Source organism: Paenibacillus glycinis (assembly GCF_009909185.1).
In the GTDB taxonomy this organism is placed as follows: Bacteria; Bacillota; Bacilli; order Paenibacillales; family Paenibacillaceae; genus Paenibacillus_Z; species Paenibacillus_Z glycinis.
In genome coordinates this window covers 61,981-79,074 of sequence record NZ_JAAAMV010000022.1, presented here as the reverse complement: position 1 = coordinate 79,074, position 17,094 = coordinate 61,981, and the positions used below count along the sequence as shown (strand labels likewise).

The following is a 17,094-nucleotide window of genomic DNA, read 5'->3' as shown; positions in this document are numbered from 1 at the left end:
ATCAGATCGCGAGCGAGGTGACGCCGAATGAGGATCGCCTCTTTCGAGCATCGTTACGTGGACGGCATCCTGGCGTTATGGAACCGGGAAGCCGTGCAGGAAGATTACAAGGAATTGGATGCGGCAAGCTTCGAGCGGATATTCGCGGGCAATCCGCATTTCGACGCGGCGTGCGCGTTCGTGCTGCTGGATGCTTACGGGGAGATAGCGGGCTTCGCGTGCGGCTGCACGGGCGACGAACTCCCGCTCGGCGACGTCGCGGGCTACGTGACGTGCGTCGTCCTCTCGGCCGCATGCCGGAATGATGACGCTTACGGGCAGCTGCTGGACGCGCTGGAGGCGCGCTTTCGGCAGCTCGGCAAGAAACAAGCCGACGTGCTGTTCTTCAATCCGATGATGCTCCCGTGGTACGTGCCTGGCACGCCGAAGCACGAGCACAACAACGCGCCCGGGGTTCCGGTCGGCAGCCCGCTTCATGCGTACCTGCTGGCGCGCGGCTACGCCGAACGGACGCAGGAGTGCGCGATGTACCTGGAGCTGTCCGGGTTCGCCTGGACGGACGAGATACGGGCGAAGGAAGCGAGAGCCGGCGACGGCGGGTACGCGGTCGAGCTGTTCGATCCGCGGCGGCATGCGGGCATCGAAGCGATGCTGGACGGGTTCGACAACCCGCTCTGGCGGCGCGAGATCGCGCGGTGCGCGGCGGACGGCGTGCCCGTCGTTATCGCGGCGCGCGCGGGCCGGGCCGTCGGATTCGCCGGTCCCGTGATCCGCGAGGACAACGGCCGAGGCTATTTCGCCGGGATCGGGGTGCATCCCGAGCATGAAGGGCACGGACTCGGGAGTTTGTTGTTCTTCCGGCTCTGCGAGGCGTTCAAGGCGATCGGCGCGGACTATATGTCGCTATACACGGGAATCAAGAATCCGGCCATTCGGATCTACGAGAAAGCCGGATTCCGGCCGGTCAAACATTTTGCGATCATGCGGAAGGAGTTTTAACGAATGGGCGAGCGGCGGTTGACGATCATGGCGATCGGCGGACATGTAGGGGATGCGGAATTGACGGCGGGCGGCGTGCTGGCGAGCCATGCCCTGAAGGGAGACAGGATCGTCACCTTGGCGCTGACGGCCGGGGAACGCGGCGTTCCGGCGGGCCGGGACATGGCGGACTACCGGGCGCAGAAGGTGCGTGAAGCGGAGCAATTCGCGGCGATGCTGGGCGGCGAGGCGATCGTGTTCGAGATTCCGGACGGGGAGCTCGAGGACAGCGACGAGATGCGGTACCGGGTGTGCGACGTCATCCGCCGCGTGAAGCCGGACGTGATCATCACGCATTTCAAGAACAGCATGCACAAGGATCATATGACGACGCATCGCATCGTGAACGACGCGCGCTTCTTCGCGGGCCTCGCGTCCTTCGAGCGGGAGCTGCCGGCGCACTTCGCGGCCAAGCTCTACTATGCGGAGAATTGGGAGGACGCGGTCGATTACAAGCCGTACGTCTACGTCGATTTCAATCACGAGGCGTACGAGCTGTGGATCAAAGCGGTATCGACGCATTGGTTCGTGACGGGCAGCAAGTCGTTCCCGTACCTCGAATACTATAAGCATCTTGCCCGCGTGCGCGGCATCGAGGCGCGCAAGCACTACGCGGAAACCTTCATGGTGCCGGAGGAAACGATGCGCCTGCGCCAGGATTCGCTCGCATGATGCTGAACGGGATCGATCGGATCGGCCGGCACGCGGAGCTGTTCCAGGGGAAACGGCTCGGCTTGATCACGTCGCCCACCGGCCTCGACAGGGCATTCGCGTCGACCATCGGCATCCTGCACGAACGGTTCAAGCTGGCTGCGTTGTTCTCGCCCGAGCACGGCGTGCGCGGCGATCAGGACGCGGGCGGGCTCGTGGAGACATACGTCGATCCGCAGACCGGCGTTCCCGTGCACAGCCTCTATCGTCAAGATTCCAAGCGGCTCACGCCGGCCATGCTGGACGAAGTCGACGCGGTCGTTTACGACATTCAGGATGTCGGCATTCGCTATTATACGTTTATCTATACGATGCTCTACGCGCTCGAGGATTGCGCCAAGGCGGGCAAGGAATTCATCGTGCTCGACCGGTTCAATCCGCTGGACGGCGCGACGGTGGAAGGCAACGTGCTGAAGCCGGGCTACCGGTCGTTCGTCGGGAATTATCCGCTTGCCGTGCGTTATGGGCTGACCGTCGGCGAGCTCGCCATGATGGCGAACGACGAGATGGGTTGGAATTGCAAGCTGCGCGTCGTCCCTTGCGAGGGCTGGAAGCGGGAGATGCGCTTCCCGGATCTGAACCGCGTCTGGGTGCAGCCGTCGATGGGCATCCCGCGGTACGAGACCGCGCTGCTGTACGGAGGCACCTGCTTGTTCGAAGGAACCAATCTGTCCGAGGGCAGGGGCACGACCTTCCCGTTCGAGATCATCGGCGCGCCGTTCATCGAGCCGCAGCGGCTGGCGGACGAGATGAACGGCAAGGGACTGCCCGGCGTGCATTTCCGTCCCGTTCATTACAAGCCGACCGCCTCGAAGCATCAGGGCGAGCGCTGCGGCGGGGTGCAATTGCACGTGACCGATGCGCGCGCGGTGAGGCCCGTGGATACGGGCGTCTCGCTGCTGTACGCGATCAAGGACAACTACGAGGCGTTCGCTTGGCTGCCGCCGTTCAAGGAAGGCGCGCGGCCGTTCATCGATTTGCTCGGCGGGGACAGCCTGTACCGCGCCGAATCCGTGGACGTTCCGGGACTGCTGGCGCAATTCCGCGAGGAAAGCCGGGAGTTCGCGGAGCGGAAGCGGCAGTATCATCTGTACTGAGGGGAGTGCGAGCATGAAAGCATTAACGTTACGGGAGAAAATCGGCCAGCTGATCGTGACCGGATTTCCGGCGACGGGCATGACCGGCGAGCTGCGGCATCTGATCGCGGAATTCAAGATCGGCAACATCATTCTGTTCTCGCATAACGTCGAGGGCAAAACGCAGCTGCGGGAGCTGTGCGCCGAGCTGCAGCATACGATTGCCGCGCATACCGGGTTCCCGGCGCTGATCTCCGTCGACCAGGAAGGCGGCCGGGTGACGCGCCTGCCCTCCGACGCGACGAGCGTGCCCGGCGCGATGGCGATCGCCTCGACGGGCCGGCCGGAGAACGCCTACGCCGCGGGCCGGATGACGGCGCGCGAGCTGCGCGCGCTCGGCATTAATTTCAATCTTGCGCCGGTGCTCGATATCAACAACAATAAACGGAACCCGGTCATCAACGTCCGCTCTTACGGGGATACGCCCGATGCCGTCATCGCATACGGCCTGCCTATGATGCGGGGCTTGACGGACGGCGGCGTGCTGGCATCCGTCAAGCATTTTCCGGGCCACGGCGATACGGCGGTCGACTCGCATCTGGGACTGCCCGCGATCGAGAAATCGATCGAGCAGCTGCTGGAGCTGGAGCTGAAGCCGTTTCAAGCGGCGATCGCGGCGGGGGCGGAAGCCCTCATGAGCTCGCATATCCTCTTCCCGCTCGTCGAGGCGGAGCGGGTGCCGGCGACGATGTCGCGGACGATCATCACCGATCTGCTGAAGCGACGGCTGGGCTACGAAGGGCTGGTCGTCTCGGATTGCCTGGAGATGGACGCGATCAAGGAATGCTACGGCACCGCTCGCGGCGCGCTCGGCGCGCTGAAGGCCGGCGTGCATCTGCTCTTCGTCAGCCATACGCCCGCGCTCGTGATGGAAACGGTGGCGACGATCGAGGAGGCGGTGGCATCCGGCGAGTTGTCGGAGTCCATCCTGGACGAAGCGCTCGAGAAGGTGCTTTATTATAAGAAGAAATACGGCGACGCGGCCGAAGCGGATCTCGGCATCGTCGGCTGCGAGACGCATCGCCGCGCGGCGGCGGCCATGAGCGAGGAAAGCGTCTGCCTCGCGAAGGGCGAGCTCGCGACCGTGCGCAGGGGCGGCGGCGAGACGATCTTCGTCGGCAGCTATCCGTACCGGACGGATCAAGCTTCGAGCCAAGCGAAGACGGGGTTGTCTTTCCCGGCGGCGATGGCCGCGGCGTTCGACGCGCCGCATGTCATGATCGGATTCGATCCGGACGAAGCGGAGATCGGGCGGACGCTGGCGCGCGCGGCCGGTTACAAGCAAGTCGTGGTCGGCTTGTACAACGGCCGCGAGAATGCCGGGCAGCTGGAGCTCGTGAACCGGTTGGCCGCGAACGGGCATGCGGTGACCGCCGTCGCGCTCGGCAAGCCTTACGACCTCGAGCACGTGGCGGACGGCGTCTGCGGGTTGGCCGCGTTCGAGTACACGCCGCTCGCGATCGATTCTTTGATCCGCATCCTGGGCGGCGGGATTCGGCCGACCGGACGGTTAAGCATCGCCATATCGGGCACCCACTAACAGGCTTCTGGCAAGGATGTGAAAACGAGATGAGGTACGTAGCGGGCTTGGACGGCGGCGGAACCAAGACGGCCGTGACCGTGGCCGATGAATTCGGACGGACGGTGCATGCGTTTGCGTCCGGCGCCATCAATTACAACGGGCAGGACGAAGCGAGCATCGCGCTCAGCTTCCGGGCGATCATGGCCGAGATCGAGCGGGCCGCCGGCGGCCTCTCGAACGTCGCGCAGCTATGCATCGGCGCGGCCGGCGTCAGCAATCCCGTCGTCCGTGAACGTCTGGCCGCGAACGTCCGGGAATGCGGCTACGCGGGCGGACTGCTCATTACCGGCGATCACGAGACGGCGCTGATCGGCGCGCTCGACAGTCCGGTCGGGATGATCCTGATCGCCGGCACGGGATCGATCTGCTACGGCGCGAACGATGCCGGCCTATCCCATCGCGCAGGCGGCTGCGGCTACCTGATCGACGACGAGGGAAGCGGCTACAGCATCGGCCGCGACCTATTGACGGCGGTCGCGAAGGCGAACGACGGCCGGATTCCGCCGACGGTCATTACCGGTCTCGTCTATGAGCGGCTGGCGATGACGACGGTGAGGGAGCTGATCGGGTTCGCGCACGACAAGCGCACGAACAAGAAGGACATCGCGGCGCTCGCTCCCCTGCTGACCGCGGCTTGCGAAGCCGGGGACGCCGTGGCGATGGCCATCGTCAAGCGCAGCGCCGCCTCGCTGCTGGAGCTGGTCGTTCCCGTCGCGGAGAAGCTGGCGCTGCAGGATGGCAGGCTCGTGCTGGCGGGAAGCGTGCTGTTGAAGAACGCTTACGTGCGGGGAGCCTTCGAGGCGCTGCTGAAGCAGGCGTACCCGGGGATGTCCTGCGTGGACGCGCCGGCCGATGCGTCCGGCGGGGCGGTTCGCATGGCGCTGTCGGCGCTCGCGCAGTAGGCGAAGGAACGTCAAGAAGCTGTCGGCGAGATGCCGGCAGCTTCTTGACGTTATTCGGCGGGGACTGCAAGCCTCGCCCGGAAGCCCTTTCCGTCTCGCAAGCCCAGTCTCGCAAGTTCGTCTCGCCCAATCTCGCAAGCACGCCTTGCCCAATCTCGCACGCCAGTCTCGCAGGCGCGTCTCGCAAGCCCAACTAGAAAGCCCATCTAGCAAGCCTCAGTCTCGCAAGCCCATCTCGCAAGCCTCAGTCTCGCAAGCCCATCTATCAAGCCCCAGTTTCGCAAGCCCAGCTTCGCGTCCATCAGTCCGCTTGGCCGATGCGTTCGACGCCGCGCGACGTATCCCGAGCCGGCATCGACGCTTCGATTTTTCCCGTCGACCGAAGGCGGACGCCTGGCATATTCGTTATTCGATCCGACGCGAAACGGTGAATTAGATAGGGGCAGGCAGCCGCGCTGTCAGAAGCTGCCGAATTGTCCGCAGCGTGCAACGTTTCATTGGCAATCCGCGTACTATATAAATCCGCATCCATCAGACATCGCATGCGCGGCACGAGGCGAAGACAGAAGCGAAAATAAGCAAGGCCAAGGAGGCGATAGGGTTGCTGCTCAGCGCCATTCGCAAATTGCCGGGGTTTCCGCTGCTCGTCGGGCTTCCGGTCGCCGTGGACGGGCTGTCCGTGCTGGCCGGAATCCTGATGAACGGCTTCCAGGGCAGCCCGCACGTGACGTTCAAGCTCGCGCTGCAAATGGGCATGCCGTCGATCAGCGCCGTGACCGAACAGCGGTTCATGGCCGGCACCGTCCAACTGAACGAAGGCGGGGGAATCCCTGCCGGCAGCGCCGCAACCGTACTGATCGCGCTGCTGATCTTCCTGCTCGCGCAAGCCTTCTTCCAGGGCGGCTACATCGGCCTGCTGCGGGAAGCGGCCGGCGAGCGGCCGTTGTCGATGGCGAAGTTCGCGGCCTACGGCTCGCGATTCTTCGGCCGATTCCTGCTGCTCAACCTGCTCGTGCTTGGCCTCATGCTGGTCGGGGGCAGCTTCGCCGTGCTGCTGCTGCACGGCATCGGCGCCGTCGTCAGCCTGCTGGCTTTCCTCATCCTCCGGGTTTGGTTCGTCTACCTGGAATTCACGCTCGTCGCGCAAAATTGCACGATACCGGAGGCGTTTCCCCGCTCGCTCCGGGCGTTCCGCAACCGTACGGGGGCAACGGCGGGCCTGATCGTCGCCGCGGTCATCCTGAACGTGATCTTCGGTCTGCTGGTCAACGCGATATGGCTCTCGTTCTTCTTCTTCCTGCTTCTGTTTCTGTACGATTATATTTTCGCCGGGATGCAGCTGGCGTTCATGGAAGAATACGAACGCATCGAGGGCTGACGGCCTGCGGCAAGCCGGCATTCGAGCGGCAAAAGAAAGGACGCGAACACGTTCATGTGTTTGCGTCCTTCTTTTGCCTGCCTGCGTTTGCGCGTGCATGCTCGAGCAGTTAGTCTCTTCTCGAGACGGCAGCATGACCTAACTATAACGGCAGCGGAAACGTGCCTGAATAGGGCAATGCTCCAGTTTACAGGGGGGGAATCCGCTTGGGTTCGGTCCAAGGGTGAATCCTGCCGGAATTCCCCGTTCGCGGCAAACCCTGATTTTCGCTATTGCGGAAGCGGAAGATTGGGTTTTTTTAACGCAGCTAGCCCGGGTCGCGTTCGTCGTGTAGGGGCGGGGACGCACCTTCCGGTTCGTCTTTCTTGTCTTGATCTCTTCCCGCATCCGGTCGACCGGGTGCGTCAAGCCGCCATCGCCTTGACGATCCCGCCGGGGCTTGTTCTAAATCGCGGAGAATATGATATACTTGGTAAAAAATGACGATGGGGTGTTCAGGCATGCTAGGCAGAAGCGGCAATCCAACCTTGAACGACAAAACGTTCGACCGGACGGGGCATGGCTCGTATTCCGGTACCGACAGAATGACGATCAACGGCACGGTCAACAAAACCTTTATCACGCTGGCGGTGCTGCTCGGCGCGGCTTTCGCGACGTGGAACCTGTATTTCAAAGGCAACGACGTGATGCCGTACGTCATCGGCGGGGCGATCGGCGGATTGATCTGCGCGCTGATCATCAGCTTCGTGCCGCGCACGGCGCCGTTCCTGGTGCCGGTCTACGCGGCGCTCGAAGGCGCGTTCCTCGGCGCGCTGAGCGCGAATTACGAATCGGCGTACGGCGGCATCACGATGCAGGCGGCGCTGATCACGATGTGCGTGTTCTTCGCGCTGCTCGTGGCGTACAAGACGCGGATCATCCGCGCGACCGAGAATTTCAAGCTTGGCGTGTTCGCGGCCACGGCGGGCATCGCGCTCGTCTACCTGGCCAGCATGGTGTTGAACATGTTCGGCGTGACCGTGCCGTATCTGCACGACAGCAGCTTGATCGGCATCGGCATCTCGCTCGTGATCGTCGTCGTGGCCGCGCTCAATCTCGTGCTCGACTTCGATTTCATCGAACAAGGCGCCGACCGCGGAGCGCCGAAATACATGGAATGGTACGGCGCGTTCGGCCTGATCGTCACGCTGGTCTGGCTGTATATCGAGATCCTCCGCCTGCTCTCGAAGCTGCGGAGCAGATAGCATTCCGCGCCGAAGGCGCCGTTCTCCGAAACGGCGCCTTTTTTGCGTGCATAACGAGCCAAGCCGCGGGGAAACCTCCTTATGAACCGGCACTGCCTTAATTTGGCTGAACAAGAGGAGGTCACCAACGATATGAACAGATTAACGAAATTCGCCGCCGGCTTGGCGCTCGCCATGCTGTTCGCGCTCGTCCTGCCGCATGGCGCGAGCGCCGAGACGATCCCGATGCTGAAGGACTTGCAGCAGCTGTCCGGGAACCAGCTGAAAGTGACGTACGACCAGCCGGTCGACGGAGCGAAAGGCATCAAACCGGGCAACTACTGGATTCAGAGCCTGAGCGAAACGATGCCGACCGGCATCGCGACGCTCGGCATGAACGACACGGTGAATCCGGGCAACGCGCTGACGGCGGACAAGGTGACGATTACTTCGGCGGACACGACGAACACGAGCTTCATCCTGACCTTCAAGAGCGTGATCCCGACGGGCAAATCGTACAAGCTGATCATCTGCTACGTCACGGCGCCGAATGCTCCGCCGTATAGCGGGGACAACGGCTCGCGGACGTTCATCGGCAAATAACGTCGGTGGCCGGGCGGGATAATAGGCCTCGCGCGGCTCTCGACGCACGAGCAAGACGTGTCTCGCCGAATCAGAGACCGCTTCGATTTTTTTGGCGCGGCTTGCCAGAGTTGGATCGCGTAACGCGAACGTAAACAAGAGAGCTCCGTTCCCGAATGGGACGGAGCTTTCTGCCGTTCCCGGCGCCTTCATCGACGAGCTGCTCATCAGCATCCGGTTCGCGTGGAAAAAAATGAAAAACGACCCGATCGGCGCCATGCGCGTGACAGGAATCAAGGACGCCGCGTCGTATATAAAGCTTACATGCCCGCGTACAATTTCACGATCGGACGGCCGCAGATCTTGTCGACCCAGCTCGCCGCGGACGCGAAGATGCGGATCAAGCTGCTCCGAGAATTGCAAGCGATTTCAGAGTCTGGGAACTGGAAGCGGCTGTTCGATCCTTGCATCGTGCAAGCCTCGTTCCGCTCTATTTGAAGATGGATAAGCTGCAAGATCATCATCATTTCCTGCCACAAGCTGATCGAGAAAGGCGTGTCGTTTATGGGGCTGAAAGGACAGGGCGGTTTCGGCGGCGATCGCGGCCGAAGGCGCAAGGAGGCGAGGGAATGCAGGCGGAACGCAAAGTAGCATTGGTTACGGGCTCCGGCAGGGGCATCGGCAGAGGCATCGCGCTGGCGTTCGCGAGAGCGGGCTACGATGTCTGCGTGAACTACAACCGCAGCGCGGAGAAGGCGGAGGCCGTCGTGCAGGAGATTCGGGCCGTCGGCGTGCGGGCCGAATCGGTGCAGGCGGACATCTCGACGATCGAAGGCGTCGACGCGTTGTACGACGGGGCGCGCGCGGCGTTCGGCCGGCTCGACGTCAGCGTGGCGAATTCCGGCATTACGCGGATGCGGCCGTTTCTCGAGACGACGCCGGAGCTGTACGACGAAGTGATGAACACGGATTTGAAAGGGCTTTATTTCTGCTCGCAGCGGGCGGCGCGCCTCATGGCGGAGCAGGGCACGGGGGGCGTGCTGATCCACATCAGCTCCAACCATGCGGAGGGCACGTGGTCGAACGCGACGGTGTACGCCGCGGCCAAGGCGGCGGTCAACAAGCTGACGAAGAACATGGCGCTCGACCTGGCCGGCTACGGCATCCGCGTCGTCGGCATCGCGCCGGGCTACACCCTGCTCGGCGAGCCGAAGGACGAGCAGGCGCGCGAACGCATCGCCGGCGTGGCCTCGCGCATTCCGTTAGGCCGCTTCGCCACGACGGACGAGGTCGGCGAGGCGGCCGTATACCTCTCCTCCGACAAGGCGGGCTACATGACGGGGACGACGGTGTACATGGACGGCGGCGCGCTGCTGCCGGTATGGGCGGATAAAGGGTAACCGAAGCATACGCGCCATGCGTGATGGGCATGCGGTTGACGGCAGGCGATGCAAGATCAATCCAAAGCGGAACGCAAGAGGAGACGAATCGTTATGAAGATCACCGATATGAAGCTTTACCATGTGAAACCGCGCTGGTTGTTTCTCAAGATCGAGACCGACGAGGGAATCAGCGGCTGGGGAGAGCCGATCGTGGAAGGGCGCGCGCTCACCGTCGCGACCGCGGTGGAGGAGCTGAAGCGTTACCTGATCGGAGAGGATCCGCTGCGCATCGAGCATCACTGGCAGGTCATGTACCGCGGCACGTTCTACCGCGGCGGCCCGGTGCTGGTCAGCGCGATCAGCGGCATCGAGCAGGCGCTGTGGGACATCAAGGGCAAGTTTTACAACATGCCCGTCTACGAGATGCTCGGCGGCAAGGTACGCGAGACTATCCGCATGTACAGCCACTGCGGCGGCGCGACGCCGGACGAGATCGCGGCGAACGCGAAGAAGCGCATGGAAGCGGGCTTCACCGCGATCAAGATCGGCGTGGACGCGCCGGTGCGGCAGGTGGATACCCTGGCGTTCGTGGAGAACGTGACGAATAAGTTCGCGGCGATCCGCGAAGCCGCGGGCAGCGGGCTCGACATCGCGATCGACTTCCACGGGCGGGTCAGCCCGGCGATGTCGATCCGGCTCGCGGCCGCGCTGGAGCCGTATTATCCGATGTTCATCGAAGAGCCCGTGCTGCCGGAGAACGTGGACGCGCTGCTTCGCGTTGCGCAGTCGACGAGCATTCCGATCGCCACCGGCGAGCGGCTGTTCACGCGCTGGGGCTTCCGCGAGGCGCTCGAGAAGGGCGCCGTGGCCATCGTCCAGCCGGATCTGTGCCATGCCGGGGGAATCTTCGAAGGCCGCAAGATCGCGGCGATGGCCGAGGTGCACTACGCCTCCGTCGCGCCGCATAACCCGCTCGGGCCGATCTCGCTGGCTTCCTGCCTGCAGCTCGATGCCTGCACGCCGAACTTCCTCATCCAGGAGCATCCGTCCATGGCGGAGAAATGGGACCTCGGCGAAGGCTACCTGAAGCGGCCGTTCGTAGTCGAAGGCGGGCACATTGCCGTGCCGCAGGGACCGGGCCTCGGCATCGAGATCAACGAGGAAGCGCTGATCGAACGCGGCTACGGCGGCGATTGGGATACGCCGAGACTGGCGTACGACGACGGCTCGTTCGCGGAATGGTAGGCGCATAAGGAAGGCATGTCCGCCGGGTAAAGTACGGAATAAGGGAGCTGCTTCCTGCGTGCCAAGGCCGCAGGGCAGCTCTTTTTCGTATTCGAGAGCATGCACGAATCGCGTATCTCTTATTCTCAGCGGTATAAAGCGGCTGGAAAATAATGATATCTATATTTTTCCATTCGTACTATGATCAAGCATAAGCACTTACAAAGGGAGGAATTGCAATGTATTTTTGCGTTAGATGCAACATAACACATGTACATTCCACGACCGAAACGATTTTCTTGGGCGGATTCACGAAAAAAGAAGGTCAGATCATAAGCGTCGGCTACTGCAAAGCTTCCGAATCGATTAAAACCATTTCAGATAGCCTTGAAGAGCGATTAGCGTACTTAAAAAGACATGCTTGCTGATCGCGGCTTGCGGCCGACCGCGCTTCCGCCGTTTCTTTCCGGGTCGGCTTCGCTTCCGCCGCGAACGGGACAACCGCTCGGAATTTTCCATTGACGTTCGCGCCGAACTGATTTAAGCTCGTAAAAGTGATTTTCATGTCAGGTTTGCTTGGTTGATCCTTTTACGAAAGAAAGGTTGCTGCGCGATGTTGATTCGATCCGTCGGCCTCGGCTTGTTCATTATGTTCGTCTATTGGCTGTCCTCGCAAGGGCCAGGCATGCATATGCTGTTCTTCCCGACGCTGGGGGCTTTCGGCTTCCTCTTCATTACCCGTTCTCCGCGGCTGCCGGAGCTGCTCGGCATCGCCTGCTGCGCGGTGCTGTCCTCCATCATTGGCACGCTCGCCTACGCCGTCGACAGCGGCATGGTATCCTTGTTCGTCAGCACGCTGATCGTGATCTGGCTCGTCCGTACGCTCAAGCTGAACGCGCCGCCGATCATCGCCGTCTCGCTTATTCCGTTCTTCGCGCACCCCGCGGATCTATGGATGGCTCCGCTGTCCGTCGCCGTTTCGCTTGGCGGCCTGCTCGCCGTGCTTGGCCTCGTCTATGCCGTCGAGCGCCTCGCGGCCAGAACAAGAACCCCGATCCCGCTTGGACAAGGCGTGCGGATGGACGCCGATCAATAGGCTTCGCTTGAAGAACGTCGCGTGCAGCGCGGCGTCTTTTGAATCAATAGGATAATCGGTGAACTGCCCCCGGCAAGTCCATGAACGGCTTTGGTCCTGAATTTCATTGGGCCGAGGCTGTTTTTTTTATCTGCAACATGTGCGGTTATTTGGTTGGTATTCATGGCTCACTTGCCGGACAATTGCCGCCGAAGGGGACTTGGCGCGCTGAGGCTGCGGTCCTGCGGCGACGCGCGTCCATTTTAAATGATTGCCAACCGATGCAACTTATGCTATTTTTGATAATGATAATCAATATCAATTAGGAGGAATTGGTTTTGCGCAGATTGAAGTTCATGCCGGTTATGCTTTTGCTTTCAGTTGGAATGGCGCTGCTTCTCGGGGCTTGCGGGAATACGCGGGAGAATGCGAGCCAGAACGGCAATAAGGCGGGGAATGCGGCCTCGTCCGTGACCGAGCCTGCCGAAGATACGGCTCCCGGAGAAGCGGAAACGGTCACCTTCCAAGCGGCCAACGGCGATATCCAAGTGCCTAAGCACCCCAAGCGGATCGTCGACTTGACCACTTTCTATACCGGCTACTTCCTGGTACTCGGCGCCAAGCCGGTCGGAGTCGGGGAAGGGGCCATGGGCAATCCTTACTTCAAGGGGATGCTGGACGGCGCCGTCAGCATTGGCGACGACGCGTCGCCGGAGAAGATTCTCGAGCTCAAGCCCGATCTGATCGTGACGTATAGCGGTACGGAAGGCATCGAGCAGCTGGAGCAAATCGCGCCGGTCGTGGCGATCGAATACGGCAAGAAAAACTACAAGGATCAATTGCTGGATTTCGGCAAGCTGACCGGAAAAGAAAACGAGGCGAAGCAGTGGATTGGCCAATGGGAGAAAAAAATCGGCGAGCTGAAGCCGCAGGTTCAGAAAGCCGTCGGCAATAAAACCGTGTCGATCATTAACCCGTACGCGAAGGGGCTGTACGTATTCGGTCACAACTACGGCCGCGGCGGCGAAATCATTTACGGCGAATTCGGCTTGAAGGCGCCGCCGGAAGCGCAAAAGGCCGCTATCGACAGCGGAACGGGCTGGGCTTCGATCTCGCTCGAGAAGCTTCCTGAATTCTCCGGCGACATCGTCTTCACTTGCGCATGGTCCGGCGATACCAGCGATCCGAAGATCGTCTACGACAGCCCGATATGGCAGGGACTGCCGGCCGTCAAAGCCGGACACGTATTCCAGCTCAACCCGAAAGGCGACACGTATAACGACCCGATCTCGCTCGACGCGCAGTTGAAGTTCATCTCGGATAGCTTGCTGTCCGCGAAATCGTAAGCCCGATCCTCCGCATTCGCCGGGGAGGCGGTTCTTCCTTCGCGGGAAAGAGACTTGGCCCCGGGGCCGGGTCTCTCTTCGTTTCGGTGCGCATAACGTTGCGATCGCCTCGTTCCAGGGAAGGCCGTACGATGTTATTGTTGCCCAATATGGTTGCCGGCCCTAGGTAAATGTCCGATGCTGCGCCGCCTTTTTGACAATCGCTCTCCGTAGGGCTACCATATGAGCAAAATGCGGATGCCGGCGCAAGCAAGAAGCCGGCGCAGAGGCGAGGGAGCGTGGAGGGCATGGAGATCATGGGGGGCGTGAGCCTGGAAATCGTCGTCAGGTCGACGGAGATCGATGTTAACGGGCATGTGAATAACGCCAAGTATTTGGAGTACTTGGAGTGGGGCCGGGAGGAATGGTACGAGCGGCGCGGCCTCTCGTACGAGACGTTCTTGGCGCTGGGCGTCCAGACGGTGACGGTCAACATCAACATCAACTATCGCAAGGAATGCAGGCAGGGGGACCGGCTGACGATCGTTACGGAGGCGGAACGGGCCGGCCGCACGAGCTACGTGTTGAAGCAGGAGATCTTCAACCAGTCCGGGGAACGATGCGCGGACGCGCTCGTGACGAGCGTGGCGATGGACGAGCGGACGCGCGCGAGCCGGCCGATCCCGGAGGAGCTGCGGGCGCATTTTCCGATAGGGCCCTAATTGAGGGCGGTATCGCATACCCTGAATTAGGCAATCATGGATAGAGGCGGCGCATGATGATTCATGCATCGCCTATTTACTTGAATAGAGAGGTAAGCGCATGTCTTCGACATATGCCGCGAGCGGCGGAGAATCAAGCATAGGAAGGGGCAAGCAAGATGGACTATCGGATCGAGAAGGACTCCATGGGCGAAATCAAGGTGGACGCCAACCGGCTATGGGGGGCGCAGACCGAGCGCAGTCTTCATAATTTCAAGATCGGCACGGAGAAAATGCCGCGCGAGCTCATCCAGGCGTTCGCGTACCTGAAGAAAGCGGCCGCCGTCGTGAACGGGGGACTCGGCAAGCTGGACGAGGCGAAGGCGGGCGCGATCGCCGAGGCGGCCGACGAGATCGTCGCGGGGCGATGGGACGGCGAATTTCCGCTGGCCGTCTGGCAGACCGGAAGCGGCACGCAATCGAACATGAACGTCAACGAAGTGATCGCGCGCCGCGCCGGGCAGCTGCTGGCGGAGCGCGGCGGCGATGCTGCCGCCAAGGTGCATCCCAACGACGACGTGAACCGCTCGCAGAGCTCCAACGACACGTTTCCGACCGCGATGCACGTCGCGGCGCTGATCGCCGTCGAAGATGACGTGCTGCCCGCCATTGCGCAGCTTAAGGCCACCCTCGCTGAGAAAAGCGCGGCCTTCGCGGACATCATCAAGATCGGCCGGACGCATCTGCAGGACGCGACCCCGCTGACGCTGGGCCAGGAGATCAGCGGCTGGGTCCGCATGCTGGAGAAGGCCGAGCGGAACATCGGCGCGGCGCGCGAGGAGCTGCGCGAGCTGGCCATCGGCGGCACGGCCGTCGGCACGGGGCTCAACGCGCCGCCGGGCTTCAGCGACAAGGTCGCCGACGCGATCTCCGGCTTGACGGGCAAGCGGTTCATCGGCGCGCCGAACAAGTTCCAGGCGCTCACGAGCCACGACGAGCTCGTCTTCGTGCACGGCGCGTTCAAGGCGCTGGCGGCGGATCTGATGAAGATCGCCAACGACGTCCGCTGGCTGGCGAGCGGGCCGCGCTGCGGCATCGGCGAGCTCCGCATCCCCGAGAACGAGCCGGGCAGCTCGATCATGCCGGGCAAGGTGAACCCGACCCAATGCGAGGCCTTGACGATGGTCGTCTGCCAGGTCATGGGCAACGACGCGGCGATCGGCTTCGCGGCGAGCCAGGGCAACTTCGAGCTCAACGTGTTCAAGCCGGTCATCATTCACAACTTCCTGCAATCGGCGCGGCTGCTGAGCGATGCCATGCGCTCGTTCGACGAGCACTGCGCCGTCGGCATCGAGCCGAACCGCGAGGCGATTCAGCGGCATTTGAACGAATCGCTGATGCTCGTGACGGCGCTGAATCCGCATATCGGCTACGAAAATGCCGCGTCGATCGCCAAAGCGGCGCACAAGGAGGGACTGACCCTGCGCGAGGCCGCCATCCGCAGCGGACTGATTTCCGCCGAGAAATTCGACGAGGTCGTGCGCGCGGACGCAATGATTTGAACGCCATTTCAGACCGCTGATTCGCTTTAAAGCGACAAAATTTTTTTTGCGTTCATGGCAGATTTCAAGTATGATTATAAAAAAATGCATGGATCAAAGGAGTACACGCACATGACCGCAAAGAACAATAATTGCAAAATCGTCGACTGCACGATCCGCGACGGCGGGCTCGTCAACAACTGGGATTTCAGCGTCGAATTCGTCCAGCACCTGTACCGCACCTTGAACGATGCGGGCGTGGACTATATGGAGATCGGCTACAAGAACTCCCCGAAGCTGCTGAAAGGTGCCGAATCCGCTGGACCGTGGCGCTTCCTGGACGACGATTTCCTGCGCAAGGTCATTCCGCATAAGCTGAACACGAAGCTGTCCGCGCTCGTGGATATCGGCCGCGTCGACGAGAACGATATTCTTCCGCGCGAAGAAAGCCTGCTCGACCTGATCCGCGTGGCCTGCTACATCCAAGACGTGGAGAAGGCGCTCGAGCTCGTGAAAGTGTTCCATGATCGCGGCTACGAAACGACGATCAACATCATGGCGTTGTCCAACGTCATGGAGAATCAGCTGCTGGAAGCGTTCGAGCTGATCGAAGCCAGCGTCGTGGACGTCGTGTACGTGGTGGACTCCTACGGCAGTCTGGATCCGAAGGATTTCGACTACTTGATCAGCAAGTTCAAGAAACATGTCCCGAGCAAGCGTCTCGGCGTGCATACGCACAACAACATGCAGTTGGCGTTCGCGAACACGCTTACCGCCGTCGACCAAGGCGTGGAGCTGCTGGACGCATCCGTTTACGGCATGGGCCGCGCGGCAGGCAACTGCCCGACGGAACTGCTCGTCGCCCACCTGAAGAACACGAAATACAACGTGCGCCCGGTGCTCGATATGATCGAGAAGTACATGATCCCGCTTCGCGAGAAAGAAGAATGGGGCTACATCATCCCGTACATGATCACGGGCATGCTGGACGAACATCCGCGTTCCGCCATGGCGCTTCGCGAATCCGACGACAAGGACAAAGCGGTCGATTTCTACGACAAGCTGACGACGCCGGAAGTGCTGCATAGCAAGTAAGCAAAGCCATCGACAAGCTCCCGATCCTACCCGGTTCGGGGGCTTGTCGCGTATTCCAAGGCTTGCATCGCTCATTTGGCCGCTATCGCATGGTATGGAACGCGCATGTTTTTATTGCGTTTCGGCCTATTTCGCGCGAGGCGCTTAACAAAATTCCGTTCCGGCCGCATATAAAGAAGAGTGACGCGGAGGTGCGCTT

The 17,094-nt window shown here is 61.6% G+C and carries 16 protein-coding genes; 15 read left to right on the top strand and 1 reads right to left on the bottom strand.

Features of this window, described 5'->3' with window-relative positions; translation table 11 throughout:
* Nucleotides 1-27 precede the first annotated feature (27 nt).
* The 8 genes from GT019_RS22385 (at nucleotide 28) to GT019_RS22350 (ending at nucleotide 8,573) form a co-directional block, all read left to right on the top strand.
* Entirely contained in the window at nucleotides 28-999 is a 972-nt protein-coding gene (locus GT019_RS22385; RefSeq protein ID WP_161745597.1) for a GNAT family N-acetyltransferase, read from the top strand.
* 3 nt (nucleotides 1,000-1,002) lie between these two features.
* Nucleotides 1,003-1,710, top strand: coding sequence for a PIG-L deacetylase family protein (locus GT019_RS22380; protein WP_161745594.1), 708 nt, complete (start codon nucleotides 1,003-1,005; stop codon nucleotides 1,708-1,710).
* Nucleotides 1,707-2,846 carry an exo-beta-N-acetylmuramidase NamZ family protein gene (locus GT019_RS22375; protein ID WP_161745592.1) on the top strand — a complete coding sequence of 380 codons (1,140 nt, stop codon included), beginning with the start codon at nucleotides 1,707-1,709 and terminating at the stop codon, nucleotides 2,844-2,846. The genes GT019_RS22380 and GT019_RS22375 overlap by 4 nt, the downstream gene beginning before the upstream one ends.
* 13 nt (nucleotides 2,847-2,859) lie before the next feature.
* Nucleotides 2,860-4,425: a glycoside hydrolase family 3 protein gene (locus GT019_RS22370; RefSeq protein WP_161745590.1), complete on the top strand. Its 1,566-nt coding sequence runs from the start codon at nucleotides 2,860-2,862 to the stop codon at nucleotides 4,423-4,425.
* A 29-nt stretch (nucleotides 4,426-4,454) separates the two neighbouring features.
* On the top strand, nucleotides 4,455-5,369 hold the full coding sequence (locus GT019_RS22365; protein WP_161745588.1) for an N-acetylglucosamine kinase: 915 nt from the start codon (nucleotides 4,455-4,457) through the stop codon (nucleotides 5,367-5,369).
* A 601-nt stretch (nucleotides 5,370-5,970) separates the two neighbouring features.
* A complete protein-coding gene (locus GT019_RS22360) occupies nucleotides 5,971-6,747 on the top strand; it encodes a hypothetical protein (RefSeq protein ID WP_161745586.1) in 777 nt (258 codons plus the stop codon).
* A 500-nt stretch (nucleotides 6,748-7,247) separates the two neighbouring features.
* The gene (locus GT019_RS22355) at nucleotides 7,248-7,991 is read left to right on the top strand and encodes a Bax inhibitor-1/YccA family protein (protein ID WP_161745584.1); all 744 of its coding nucleotides are present in this window, start codon (nucleotides 7,248-7,250) and stop codon (nucleotides 7,989-7,991) included.
* 132 nt (nucleotides 7,992-8,123) lie between these two features.
* Nucleotides 8,124-8,573, top strand: coding sequence for a hypothetical protein (locus tag GT019_RS22350; protein ID WP_161745582.1), 450 nt, complete (start codon nucleotides 8,124-8,126; stop codon nucleotides 8,571-8,573).
* 299 nt (nucleotides 8,574-8,872) lie between these two features.
* On the opposite strand, the gene GT019_RS22345 is transcribed toward GT019_RS22350, so the two are convergent.
* Nucleotides 8,873-9,022 (bottom strand): hypothetical protein, encoded by a 150-nt coding sequence (locus GT019_RS22345; protein WP_161745580.1) that lies wholly within the window; start codon nucleotides 9,020-9,022, stop codon nucleotides 8,873-8,875.
* Nucleotides 9,023-9,181: 159 nt separating this feature from the next.
* On the opposite strand from GT019_RS22345, the gene GT019_RS22340 reads away from it, so the two are divergent.
* From GT019_RS22340 to GT019_RS22310, 7 genes are all read left to right on the top strand, one after another.
* The gene (locus tag GT019_RS22340; protein ID WP_161745578.1) at nucleotides 9,182-9,952 is read left to right on the top strand and encodes an SDR family NAD(P)-dependent oxidoreductase; all 771 of its coding nucleotides are present in this window, start codon (nucleotides 9,182-9,184) and stop codon (nucleotides 9,950-9,952) included.
* A 93-nt stretch (nucleotides 9,953-10,045) separates the two neighbouring features.
* A complete protein-coding gene (dgoD, locus tag GT019_RS22335) occupies nucleotides 10,046-11,179 on the top strand; it encodes a galactonate dehydratase (protein WP_161745576.1) in 1,134 nt (377 codons plus the stop codon).
* Nucleotides 11,180-11,771: 592 nt separating this feature from the next.
* Nucleotides 11,772-12,254, top strand: coding sequence for a hypothetical protein (locus GT019_RS22330; protein WP_161745574.1), 483 nt, complete (start codon nucleotides 11,772-11,774; stop codon nucleotides 12,252-12,254).
* Between the two features lie 317 nt (nucleotides 12,255-12,571).
* Nucleotides 12,572-13,579: an iron-hydroxamate ABC transporter substrate-binding protein gene (locus GT019_RS22325; protein ID WP_235949007.1), complete on the top strand. Its 1,008-nt coding sequence runs from the start codon at nucleotides 12,572-12,574 to the stop codon at nucleotides 13,577-13,579.
* 287 nt (nucleotides 13,580-13,866) lie between these two features.
* Nucleotides 13,867-14,280: an acyl-CoA thioesterase gene (locus GT019_RS22320; protein WP_161745573.1), complete on the top strand. Its 414-nt coding sequence runs from the start codon at nucleotides 13,867-13,869 to the stop codon at nucleotides 14,278-14,280.
* 158 nt (nucleotides 14,281-14,438) lie between these two features.
* Nucleotides 14,439-15,821: a class II fumarate hydratase gene (gene fumC / locus GT019_RS22315; protein ID WP_161745571.1), complete on the top strand. Its 1,383-nt coding sequence runs from the start codon at nucleotides 14,439-14,441 to the stop codon at nucleotides 15,819-15,821.
* A 111-nt stretch (nucleotides 15,822-15,932) separates the two neighbouring features.
* Complete coding sequence (locus GT019_RS22310; RefSeq protein WP_161745569.1) at nucleotides 15,933-16,895, top strand: aldolase catalytic domain-containing protein; 963 nt, start codon at nucleotides 15,933-15,935, stop codon at nucleotides 16,893-16,895.
* Nucleotides 16,896-17,094 lie beyond the last annotated feature (199 nt).